Source organism: Streptomyces sp. NPDC059455 (assembly GCF_042750115.1).
Taxonomy (GTDB): domain Bacteria; phylum Actinomycetota; class Actinomycetes; order Streptomycetales; family Streptomycetaceae; genus Streptomyces; species Streptomyces endocoffeicus.
Window position 1 is genome coordinate 1 of the sequence record NZ_JBHYVB010000271.1, and the last position, 11,180, is coordinate 11,180.

At 74.4% G+C, this 11,180-nt stretch carries 7 protein-coding genes and 1 pseudogene; 5 read left to right on the forward strand and 3 right to left on the reverse strand.

Annotated elements, in window-relative coordinates; translation table 11 throughout:
- Positions 1-196 precede the first annotated feature (196 nt).
- Complete coding sequence (locus ACFXB5_RS48470; RefSeq protein ID WP_385221128.1) at positions 197-1,003, forward strand: TIGR04222 domain-containing membrane protein; 807 nt, start codon at positions 197-199, stop codon at positions 1,001-1,003.
- A gap of 85 nt (positions 1,004-1,088) precedes the next feature.
- Positions 1,089-2,954 (forward strand): alpha/beta hydrolase, encoded by a 1,866-nt coding sequence (locus ACFXB5_RS48475; RefSeq protein WP_385221131.1) that lies wholly within the window; start codon positions 1,089-1,091, stop codon positions 2,952-2,954.
- Positions 2,955-3,118: 164 nt separating this feature from the next.
- Here the strand turns inward: ACFXB5_RS48475 and hemQ are convergent, their stop codons facing one another.
- From hemQ to ACFXB5_RS48490, 3 genes and pseudogenes are all read right to left on the reverse strand, one after another.
- Entirely contained in the window at positions 3,119-3,835 is a 717-nt protein-coding gene (hemQ, locus tag ACFXB5_RS48480; protein WP_020867857.1) for a hydrogen peroxide-dependent heme synthase, read from the reverse strand.
- 4 nt (positions 3,836-3,839) lie between these two features.
- Positions 3,840-5,414 (reverse strand): annotated as a pseudogene (gene hemG, locus ACFXB5_RS48485) (protoporphyrinogen oxidase).
- Positions 5,411-7,318: an IclR family transcriptional regulator C-terminal domain-containing protein gene (locus tag ACFXB5_RS48490; protein WP_385221144.1), complete on the reverse strand. Its 1,908-nt coding sequence runs from the start codon at positions 7,316-7,318 to the stop codon at positions 5,411-5,413. Before ACFXB5_RS48490 ends, hemG begins: the two are co-directional and overlap by 4 nt.
- Before the next feature lie 109 nt (positions 7,319-7,427).
- On the opposite strand from ACFXB5_RS48490, the gene ACFXB5_RS48495 reads away from it, so the two are divergent.
- The 3 genes from ACFXB5_RS48495 (at position 7,428) to ACFXB5_RS48505 (ending at position 11,004) form a co-directional block, all read left to right on the forward strand.
- Positions 7,428-8,609, forward strand: coding sequence for a 4-hydroxybenzoate 3-monooxygenase (locus ACFXB5_RS48495; RefSeq protein WP_385221133.1), 1,182 nt, complete (start codon positions 7,428-7,430; stop codon positions 8,607-8,609).
- Positions 8,606-9,445: an IclR family transcriptional regulator gene (locus ACFXB5_RS48500; RefSeq protein WP_385221136.1), complete on the forward strand. Its 840-nt coding sequence runs from the start codon at positions 8,606-8,608 to the stop codon at positions 9,443-9,445. Before ACFXB5_RS48495 ends, ACFXB5_RS48500 begins: the two co-directional genes overlap by 4 nt.
- A 107-nt stretch (positions 9,446-9,552) precedes the next feature.
- Positions 9,553-11,004 carry an MFS transporter gene (locus tag ACFXB5_RS48505; protein WP_385221139.1) on the forward strand — a complete coding sequence of 484 codons (1,452 nt, stop codon included), beginning with the start codon at positions 9,553-9,555 and terminating at the stop codon, positions 11,002-11,004.
- Positions 11,005-11,180 lie beyond the last annotated feature (176 nt).

The following is an 11,180-nucleotide window of genomic DNA, read 5'->3' on the forward strand; positions in this document are numbered from 1 at the left end:
CGGGGGCCCCCGCGCGGGGGGGCGGGGCGCAGCCCGGGTTTCTGGGAGGGGCGGGGAGGGGAGCAGCCCGCCGCAGGCGTCACGATCCGTCGGACACCCGTCGGGGGTCTGCGCGGCGCGCGCGCCGCATGCGTGCGAGTCGTTCATATCGTGAAAACCGTGGCGCGGTAGTGGCCCGGTCGAGTAGAACTCGGCCATGTTGTGGGTCCTCTTCCTGCTCGTCGCATGGGGCGCGGCAGTCGTCAGTTGCACGCGGCTGTGCCTGGCGGCGGTGGCCGCCGCTCAGCCGATGGAGCCCGATCCGGGGGCGGACGGGAAAGGGCTGGGCCTGTACGAGGCGGCGTTCCTGTCCGGCGGGCCACGGCGGGTGGGGGATCTGGCGCTCGTCACGATGTACCGGGAGCGGCGGCTGCTGCTCGCGCACACCGGCTGGGTCACCGTGGTGGACCCGGACGGGCGGGACGCCCTGGAGCGGGCCGTGATCGGCGCGATAGGGCCGGAGGGGCAGGCCCCGGTGCGGCCGGTGCGGGCCGCGCTCGCCACGGCCGCCCCGGTGCGGGCGCTGGGCGACCGGCTGGTGGCGGCGGGGCTCGCGGTGCCCGCCTCGGCCCGTACGAATGTGGCGGTCGCGGTGCGGCATGTGCGGGCGACCTGCGCGCTGGTGCTGGTGACGGCGGCCGCCGCACTGCTGCTGGTGCCGCCCGCGGCGGGGCGCGGTCCGGTGGCCGCGTGGTTCGTGCTGCCGCTGCTGCTGACGGTGAGCTCTCTGCTGATCGCGCGGGTCGAGGCGCATCCGTACTCGCGGTGGGCCTCCCCCGCCGGTCAGCGGCTGCTGGGCCGGATCGACGTGCCCCCGCGGCGGGCCCTCGCCCAGCGCTCCGGCGGCGACGCGGATGGCGGTGACGATGACGGCGACCTGCTCACCGCGCTCGCCGTGCACGGCACCGCCGCCCTCCCCGACCCGGCGCTGCGCGCGGCCCTGAAGACGCATTGGGGTCATTGACCCCGACACCGCGGCCCGGTGCTTTACATGGTCATCCGGCGCGCCAAATATCCCTTTCATCGCGCGACGGACGAAGGGATGGCCAGTGAGAGCAGCAGCGCTGTACGGCATCCTCGGGTCGCTGTCCCTGTCGCTGGCCATGAGCGCGCTGCTCGCGACCCCCGCCACCGGCCGTCCGCTCGCCGCGCCCACCGCCCCCGCCACCGCCACCGCCACGAATCCCGCAACGCCCGCCGCGTCCAGCAGGTCCGCCACACCCCCGGCCGGTGCGGCGGGCGAGCCCTCCGCGACCCGTTCGGCCCCCGCCACCTCCGCCGCCCCCGTCCCCACCGCCGCGCCCACCTGGACGACCTGGTCCGCCACACCCACCTCGGCCGCCCCGGCCGCCGCCCCGCCCGGCGACGCGGCCGCGGCCCGTGGCGTGGCGTTCGCCGCCCGGCGCGCGGCGCGGCGCGGTATCGCCTTTCACCGCTGCCCCCGCGCCGAGGCGCTGGCCGCGCCCATCACCTGCGGAAAGGTCTCCGTACCGCTCGACTACGCCCGCCCCCGCGGCAAGCGCATCTCCCTCACCGTCAGCCGGATCCGGGCCACCGGCCCGAAGGCGCGGCGTCAGGGCGCGCTGATCTACAACCCCGGCGGACCGGGCGCCTCCAGCATGGCGTTCCCCGAGTACGCGGCCGAGGACGCCTTCCGCCGGGTGGCCGCCGCCTACGACTTCGTCGGCTACGCCCCACGGGGTGTGGGCCGCTCCGCCCCGCTGTCCTGCCAGCGGCCGTCGGCCTACGCCAAGGCGCCGACCAGTTCCCCGCCGCACCCCACGGCCGCCTTCAAACGGCGGCTGGTGGCGCGGGCGCGCGCCTACGTGCGGGGCTGTGTGCGCCGCTCGGGCCGCGCGCTCGCGCACCACACGACGCTGAACAACGCCCGCGACCTGGAGGTGCTGCGCGCCGCGCTGGGCCAGCGGCGGCTCACCTTCGTGGGCGCCTCGTACGGCACGTACTACGGGGCCGTGTACGCCACGCTCTTCCCGGGGCGGGTGCGCCGGATGGTCTTCGACAGCGTGGTCAACCCCGCTCCCGGCCGGATCTGGTACCGCGACAACCTCGACCAGTCGCTGGCCTTCGAGCGGCGCTGGCGGGACTGGCGCCGCTGGGTCGCCCGGCACCACGCCGTCTACCACCTGGGCGCCACCGCGGACCGGGTGCTCGCCTCGTACGACACGGCGCGGCGGCGGCTGGCGCGGAAACCGGCGGGCGGGGTCGTCGGCACCGCCCAGCTCCAGAGCGCGTTCCTGAGGACGGGCTACAACGACGCCTACTGGGACCCGGCCGCCCGCGCGCTCGCCGCGTATCTGCACGGTGACCCCGAGCCGCTGATCGAGCTCGCCGCGCCCGATCCGGCGGAGGCGGCCGACGACGAGAACGGCAACGCCGTCTACACCGCCGTGGAGTGCAACGACGCGCCCTGGCCGCGCGCCTGGGCCACCTGGAACCGCGACAACACCGCCCTCGCCCGCCGCGCGCCCTTCGAGACCTGGGACAACGTGGCGATGAACCTGCCGTGCGCCTTCTGGCCGGTGAAGCCCGGCCGCCCCCTCGACGTGGGGAACCTGGAGGCCGTGGGCCCCCGCCGGACCGGGCGGGTCACGCTGCCGCCGGTGCTGCTGCTGTCAGCGGAGCGGGACGCGGCCACCCCGTACGCGGGGGCGAAGGAGCTGTGGCACCGGCTGCCCGGCTCCTCGCTGGTGACCGAGCGGAAGGCGGGGACGCACGGGCTGTGGGGCGGGCCGAACGACTGCGTCAACCGCCATGTGGACACCTATCTGCTGACCGGGAGGACCCCGGGCCGGTCCGCCTTCTGCGCCCCGCGCCCGGAGCCCGCACCGCTGTCGGAACCGGCCCCGCTGCCCGAGTCGGGCAAGCAACCGGCCGCGATCCCGGGCACGCCGTAAGAGGGCGCCAGGGCCAGTACGGGACGACCGTAAGGCCGTCCCGCATGCCGTATGGCCGTCCCGCACGCATGCCGTAAAAGGCTGTCTCGACCGCCGTAAGGCCGTCCCGCGTGCCGTAAGGCCGTCCCGACCGCGGTAAGGCCGTCCCGACCGCCGTAAGGGCCTCAGGCCAGACCGGCGACGAGTTCGGAGACCGCCCTGCGCCGCCCGGTGTAGAACGGCACCTCCTCGCGCACGTGCCGGCGCGCCTCGGAGCCCCGCAGATGGCGCATCAGGTCGACGATCCGGTGCAGCTCGTCCGCCTCGAAGGCCAGGATCCACTCGTAGTCGCCGAGCGAGAAGGACGCCACCGTGTTGGCGCGCACATCGGGGTAGCCGCGGGCCATCTTGCCGTGGTCCGCGAGCATCCGGCGGCGGTCCTCGTCGGGCAGCAGGTACCAGTCGTAGGAGCGGACGAACGGGTACACGCTCACGTACTCGCGCGCGTTCTCGTCCGCGAGGAACGCCGGGATGTGGGACTTGTTGAACTCCGCCGGGCGGTGCAGCGCCATGTTGGACCACACCGGCTCCAGGTGCCGCCCCAGCCGGGTGCGGCGGAAGAGGTTGTACGCCTCCTGGAGGGCGTCGGAGGTCTCCGAGTGCCACCAGATCATGACGTCCGCGTCGGCGCGCAGCCCGGACACGTCGTAGGTGCCGCGCACGGTGACGTCCTTGGCGGCGAGCTGGGAGAAGAGCTCCTCGACCTCGTCGGCGTAGCCGGTGCGGTCCTCCGGCAGCACATCGCGCAGCCGGAACACCGACCACAGGGTGTAGCGGATGACCTCGTTGAGGTCCTTGGCCTTCTTACCGGCGTTGGGAGTCTTCTCAGGTGCAGCAGTCATGGCCCTATTCTCGCTCTCCGGCTCCGGCGCCCGGCCCCAGGGGGCCCGCCAGGGCGCCCAGCAGCTCATCGGCCGCCTTACGGGCGCTGCCGACGCACGCGGGGATGCCCACCCCGTCATAGAGGGCGCCGCACACCGCCAGCCCCGGCACCCTGGCGACCTCGGCGCGGATGCGGGCGACCCGGTCGAGATGGCCCACCGGGTACTGGGGCAGTCCGCCGTCCCAGCGGTCCACCCGGCTCGCGACGGGCTTCGCCGCCAGGCCGACGGCCTCGCCGAGATCGGCGAGCGACATCCTTACCAGATCGGCGTCGTCACGCTTCAGATCCACCTCGTCGTCAAACCGCCCGATCGAGGTACGCAGCACGAAGAGATCGGGACCGGCGTCGCGCAGCCAGCCCCACTTACGGCTGGAGAACGTGGCCGCCTTGATCGTCCGGCCGTCGACCGGCGGCACCAGGAAGCCACTGCCCTCGGCGAGCGAGGCCACATCGGTGCGCCGGAAGGCCATGGTGACCAGCGCCATCGAGGCGTAGTCCACGGTGGCCAGCTCGGCGGAGGCGGCCGGGGCCCCGGCGGCCAGCAGCCGGGCGGCGGCGGGCGCGGGGACCGCCAGCACCACGGCATCGGCCGCCACCACCGGCGGGCCGTCCGTACCGCCCGCGCCGTCTACGCCGTCGACGGCGCCCGTACCGTCCACGGCGACGGTCCAGCCGTCGGCGGTGCGCCGCAGCTCCCGTACGGGCGCCCCGGTGCGGATCTCGCCGCCCGCGGCCCGTACGGCGTCGGCGACCGCGAGCGGCAACCGCCCGATCCCGCCGTCGATGCCCATGAACACGGGGCCGTCCTGCCGTCGTGCGGATCGCTCGGCCAGCTCCCGGACGCCCTCGGTCAGCGGGCGGCCGGACTGGGCCACCTCGAAGAGGGTGGGGACCGACGCGCGCATCGAGGTGCGGTACACATCGCCCGCGTACACCCCGCCGAGCAGCGGTTCGACCAGCCGGTCCACGACCTCGCGGCCGAGCCGCTCCGCCAGATACCCGCCGAGCGCCACGTCCTCGCCCACCGGCGTGGGCGGCAGCTCGCGGTCGCGCGCGATCCGGGCCAGCCCCTCCTCCGAGATCACCCCGGACGCGGCCAGCGGCTCCAGATCGCCGGGGACGCCCATCACATGCCCCTTGGGCATCGGGCGCAGCCCGCCACGCGTCCAGAGCGAGGCGGTCGCGGTCGCGGGCGGCTGCAGTCGGTCGCCGAGGCCCACGGCGCGCGCCAGCTCGACCGCCTCCGGGCGGGGGGGGGGCGTCTACATGGGGCCCCGCGTGGCCCGCAGCCCCCGCCCCCCGCCCACCCCCCCGCCCGCGGGCCGCCGGCCCCCCCTCGACTCGGCGCCCAGGTCGACCGGTACGCCCTCGATCTCGCCCGAGCGCAGCTTGCCGCCGAGCCGCCCCGACGCCTCCAGGACCGTCACCCGCGCCCCGCCGTCCAGCAGCCGGTGGGCCGCCGCGAGCCCCGCGATTCCGCCGCCGATGACCACGACATGGCCGGTGCGCCCCGCCCCCGGGGTGTTCGCCGCTCTCATGCCCCCACTCTCTCACCCGCCCCCAGGGCGTGATGTGCCGAGGCCGTGGCCAGGTCGGCCTCAATACGGGCCGCGGTGGCGCGCAGCGCCGGGAGGAGCTCGCCGCGGGCGCTCTCGGCGGTGCCGCGACCGGCGTGGGTGGCCACATTGAGCGCGGCCACCACGCGTCCGCGCACGTCCCTCACGGGCACGGCGAGCGACCGCAGCCCCTCCTCCAGCTCCTGGTCGACCAGGGCGTATCCCTCGGCCCCCGCGCGCTCCACGACGCGCGCCAGCTCGGCCACGTCGGTCACGGTGTGCCGGGTCAGCGGCTCCGGCCGCACCCCGGCGAGATGGGCGGCGCGGGCGTCGGCGTCCAGGCCGGCGAGCAGCACCCGGCCCATGGAGGTCGCGTAGGCGGGGAAACGAGTGCCGATGGTGATGTTGACGCTCATGATGCGGACGGTGGGGACGCGCGCGATGTAGCGGATGTCGCCGCCGTCGAGGACGGCCAGGGACGCCGACTCATGGACGGTGCGGACCAGTTCGCGCATATGCGGCTGGGCGATGTCGGTGAAGCCGAGCTCCGCCAGGGGGGCGTAGCCGAGCTCCAGCACCCGCGGCAGCGGCCGGAAGGCCCGGCCGTCGGCCTCCGCGTACCCCAGCTCGACCAGGGTGAGCAGCGAGCGTCTGGCGGTGGCCCGCGCCAGCCCGGTGGCCTCCGCGACGGCGCTGAGCGTCATTCCCCCACCCCGGCCGCCGCCCGGCGCCGCGCCGACGAGGCCGTACGTCATGCCCCCGGTGGCGCCGGACGCGCCGCGCGCCGCGTCCTCCACCGCGCGGGCCTCGCCCTGGCCCACGCCCTGCGCCGCGCCCGGGGCCGCCCCACCAAGGGCCGCCCCGCCCAGGGCCCGCAGCACGGCCAGTCCGCGCGCGAGGGACTGCAGATAGCCCGCTCCCAGCTCCCGCTTGGCCATCCGCGCGGGATCCTCGCCCACGGCCGTACCGGAGTCCCCGGCAACCGAAACAGCCGAAGCAGCAGAGGCAGCAGAGGCAGCCGAAGCAGCCGAAGCAGCCGAGACACCCAAAGCAGCCAGCCTGGGCCGACGTGCCGTCAAAGCCGCCTCCATCGCCGGGAGTTCCGCACCCAGCGGCCCCAGCACCGCCGCCCGCAGCGAGTCGACGTCATGGCGGCTGGTGTGGCTGACCACGTTGACCGCGCAGACGATGCGGCCCGAGGCGTCCCGCACCGGAACGGACACCGCCACCAGGCCCGGTTCGATCAGCTGGTCGTCGATGGCCCAGCCGTCCCGGGCTGCCTCCTTGACCCGGGCCTCGAAGTCCTCGCCGGAGGCGGGCCGGTGGCGGGCCGGGACGGCCGGGAACGAGGTGTCCAGGGGGTCCTCGGCGCGGCGGGCGCGCCAGGCGGCCCAGTCGGCCCCGGACCACTCGGCGGCGAAGAGCGCGCCGGGCGAGCAGCGTTCGGCGGGGAGCAGATCGCCGATCCGGAAGGCGAGGGACATGGTGCGGCGGCGGGTGACCTGGACGACGAAGCGCACCCCGCCGCCGTCGGGGACGGCGACCGAGACCGACTCGTCGAGCCCGTCCGCGAGCCGCTCGGCGAACGGGCCGAGCGCGGCGGGCAGTCCGCTCGCGGCCAGATAGGCGTTGCCGAGCTCCATCAGCCGGACCGCCGGGCCTATGTCACGGCCGTCGAGCGTGACGTAACCGAGCTGTTCGAGCGTGCCCACGACGCGGTCGACCACGGACCGGGCGAGCCCCGTGCCGCGCACGAGATCGCCGGGCCGGACGGTGGTCCGTCCCTCGTGTGCGGCCAGCCGGGTCAGCTCGCGCAGCACGGCGAGGCCGCGCTCGAGAGGCCCGACGGGGCCATTGACAGGTGGTGGCACCGGGCTGAAACTCATCACCAGCTGATTATGAACGAAGTTTCACTCGGCGAACAAGTGGCGAAGGCGAAGCGGGCCGCATGGATCACCACAGCGACATGGACCACCACAGCAAGGGGACGATGTGATGCGCACGACCGTCGGCATCATCGGCGGCGGGCCCGCCGGGCTGCTGCTCGCCCGGCTGCTGCACCGCGCCGGGATCGACTGCGTGGTGCTGGAGAGCCGGGACCGGGCGTATGTCGAGCGGCGGCAGCGGGCCGGGATCCTGGAGCAGGGCACCGTGGATGTGCTGCGGGAGTGCGGCGCCGGTGGGCGGCTGGACCGCGAGGGGCTGCCGCACCAGGGCATCGAGCTGCGCTTCGAGGGCCGCGGCCACCGCGTGGACTTCCCCTCCGCCACCGGCGGCAAGTCGGTGATGGTCTACGCCCAGACCGAGATCGTCAAGGATCTGATCGCGCTTCAGCTGGAGGAGCCGGGCGGTCCCCCGCTGCTGTTCGAGGCCGAGGCGCTGGCCATCGAGAAGCCGGACTCCGCCGCGCCCGTCATCCGTTTCCGCCACGAGGGCCGCGAACAGACCCTGAGCTGCGACTATGTGGCGGGCTGCGACGGCTTCCACGGCATCGCCCGGCGCACGATCCCCGCCGACCGGGTGCGCGCGTTCGAGCACGCCTACCCCTACTCCTGGCTCGGTGTGCTGGCCGATGTGGCGCCGTCCTGCGAGGAGCTGATCTACGCCCGCCACCGGCGCGGCTTCGCCCTGCACAGCATGCGCTCCCCCCACGTCTCCCGGCTCTACCTCCAGGTGCCCAACGGCACCGACCCCGACGACTGGTCCCATGAGCGGATCTGGGACGAGCTGTCGGCCCGCTTCGCGCTCGACGGGGACCGGACGCTGGAGCGCGGCCCGATCACCGCCACCTCGGTCACCCCGATGCGCAGCTTCGTGCAGGAGCCGATGCGCCACGGCCGGCTCTTCCTGGCGGGCGACGCGGCCCACATCGTGCCGCCGACCGGCGCCAAGGGGCTCAATCTGGCCGTCACCGATGTGATCACGCTGGCCAGGGCGCTGATCCAGCACCAGGAGACCGGCTCGTCCGAGCTGCTGGACGGCTATTCGCGGACCTGTCTGCGCCGGGTGTGGCAGGCCGAGCGGTTCTCGTACTTCATGACGGACACGCTCCACCGGCGCCCGGACGAGAGCCCGTTCGAGGACCGGGAGCGGATCGCGCGGCTGGAGCGGATCGCCTCCTCCCCCACCGCCTCCGCCGAGCTCGCCGAGAACTACGTCGGCCTTCCGCTGTCATGACCGCCTCCGGCCCCCTCACCCCCATCAGCCCACCGGGCACCCGCGCCACCGGCGGCCGGGACGGCGGCCGCTCGGTCGCGGGCCGGATGCTGGCGGTCCTCGACGCCTTCGACGCCTCGCACCGCTCGCTGTCCCTCACCGCCCTCGCCCGGCGCGCCGGGCTGCCGCTGGCCACCGCGCACCGGCTGGTCGCCGCGCTCACCCGCTGGGGCGCCCTGGAGCGCGACGCCACCGGCGCGTACCACATCGGGCTGCGGCTATGGGAGGTGGCGACGCTCTCGCCGCGCGGGGTCGGGGTGCGCGAGGCGGCCCTGCCGTTCATGGAGGACCTGTACGAGGCCACCCACGAGAACGTCCAACTCGCCGTGCGGGACGGCCTGGAGGTGGTCTATGTCGAGCTGATCTCCGGACACTCGGCGGTCCAGGTGCGCACCCGGGTCGGCAGCCGCTGGCCGCTGCACGCGACCGGCGTCGGTCTTGTGCTGCTCGCGTACGGGCCGCCGCGGCTGTACGAGCGGGTGTGCGCCCGCCCGCTGCGCCGCTACACCGAGATGACGATCCAGGACCCGCACCGGCTGCGGACCGCCCTGGCCGAGGTGCGGCGCACCGGGATCGCGGTCAGCGACCGGCAGATCACCATGGACGGGCTGTCCATCGCCGCCCCGGTGCGCGGACCGGGCGGGGAGGTGGTGGCCTCGCTGTCGGTGGTGGTGCCGGCCGCGGAGGGGCGGGCCCCGGGGCTGGTCCCGGCCGTACGGGTCGCCGCGCACGGCATCTCCCGTACCCTCGCCGCCGCCCTGGGGCAAGACCCCGTCGCGGAGGCTTCCGGCCGGTGAAAGACCCGCGAACGCGCCTTGCCGCGCCCGATGTCCGGCCACATTCTGTGTGGCACCAACCGAGCCGCCGAGCCGACACGCCCAGGCCCGAGAGGGGACATGGAGACATGCCCGAAGTGACCGCAGAGCCCACCGCGCAGGGCCGGGAGGCGCCCCGCGGCGGCTGGCAGCCGTATCACACCCTGTGGGCCATGCTGATGGGCGGCTGGCTCTTCTCGTACGCCGACCGCACCATCACCGGCCCGGTCGTCACCTGGCTGATCGAACACGACCACGGCATGCTGGGCTCCGCCAGCCATCCGCACGCGCTCGGCGGTCTGATCGGCAGCCTCTTCTTCGCGGGCTACATGCTCACCCAGTTCCCCGGCGGTTATCTCGGCGACCGCTTCGGGCACCGCACCATGCTCGCGGTCTCGCTGCTGTGGGCGGGGGTCGCGACGCTGGCCAGCGGCCTGATGAGCGGGCTGATCGCCTTCGTGGTGCTGCGGGTGCTGACCGGGCTCGGCGAGGGCGTCTTCTACTCCAACGACCGCTCGCTGATCGCCCAGCGCACCCCGCCCGCGAAGGCCGGTCTGGGCATGGGCGTGGCCATCACCGGGCTGTCCATCGGGCTGACGATCGCGACCATCAGCGCGCCGTATCTGATCGACTGGGGCGGGGAGGTGTTCGGCGAGGAGGACGCCTGGCGGATGCCGTTCCTGGTGCTGGGCGCCGCGACGCTCGCGTTCGGCTGGGCCACGGCGGTCTATATGCGCCGCATCGGCGGCCCGCTCAAGGCCACCGGCTCCACACTGCGGCTGCTGGGGATCTCGGCGGTGCTGTGCGCCGCGGTCATGGCGGTCTATCTGATCGCCGACGGGGCGGGGATGCCGAGCTGGGGCGTGGCCATCCTCGAGTGCGTGCTGGCGTTCGTGCTCATCGGGGCGATCTTCGCCCGGCGCGGCAGCCGGCTGGGCGCGGTATCGCGGAACCGCAATGTGCTGCTGCTCAGCTTCGCCTTCATCGCGGTCATGTGGAATCTGTGGTTCTTCAGCTTCTGGTCGGTGTCGATCGTCGCGGACGCCGCCCACAGCTCGTTCCAGAACGCCGCGCTGGTGGCGACCTTCAACGCCGGCGCGGGCATCCTCGGCTTCCCGGCCGGGGGCATGCTCTCGGACCGGGCGAAGGCCCGGGGGTGGGGGCGGCGGCCGCTGCTGATCGCGTTCACCGTGGTCCAGGGGGTGCTGGTGCTGGTGTTCGCCGCGTATCTGCAGACCCATGAGAAGCCCTCCCTCTGGGTGATGTCCGTCCTGCTCTTCGTCTCCAGCCTGTTCTTCAACGCGCTCCAGCCGATGGCGCACGCGCTGCTGAACGATGTGGTGGACGCGGCCGAACGCGGCGCGGCCTTCGGGCTGTTCAACCTGGTCGGGGAGATCGGCGCGGTGATCAGCCCGGCGCTCAGCGGCACCCTCTTCGACCACTACGGCAGCTGGACGAACGCGGTCTACATCGACGGCGCGCTGATGCTCGTCAGCGCGGTGCTCTACATGCTGATCCGGGAGCAGACCTCGCGCGCTTAACGTGATGCCCTATAGCCGGACATCCAGTGGCGGAGGGGCATACATGACGGCGGCACGGCGCATGGTGGTCATCGGAGGCGGCCCCGCGGGGCCGGGCCCCCCCGCCCCGGGGCGCCCCCACAAAAACCCCGGGGCGCAGGGGATACACCCCCGCACCACCCCCCCCGTCAACCACG

What these genes read in the sequence shown, in the direction of transcription:
- ACFXB5_RS48470 (WP_385221128.1), top strand. Translation starts at nt 197, where the DNA reads ATGTTGTGGGTCCTCTTCCTGCTCGTCGCATGGGGCGCGGCAGTCGTC.
- hemQ (WP_020867857.1), bottom strand. Translation starts at nt 3,835, where the DNA reads ATGACTGCTGCACCTGAGAAGACTCCCAACGCCGGTAAGAAGGCCAAG.
- ACFXB5_RS48490 (WP_385221144.1), bottom strand. Translation starts at nt 7,318, where the DNA reads ATGAGTTTCAGCCCGGTGCCACCACCTGTCAATGGCCCCGTCGGGCCT.
- ACFXB5_RS48495 (WP_385221133.1), top strand. Translation starts at nt 7,428, where the DNA reads ATGCGCACGACCGTCGGCATCATCGGCGGCGGGCCCGCCGGGCTGCTG.
- ACFXB5_RS48500 (WP_385221136.1), top strand. Translation starts at nt 8,606, where the DNA reads ATGACCGCCTCCGGCCCCCTCACCCCCATCAGCCCACCGGGCACCCGC.
- ACFXB5_RS48505 (WP_385221139.1), top strand. Translation starts at nt 9,553, where the DNA reads ATGCCCGAAGTGACCGCAGAGCCCACCGCGCAGGGCCGGGAGGCGCCC.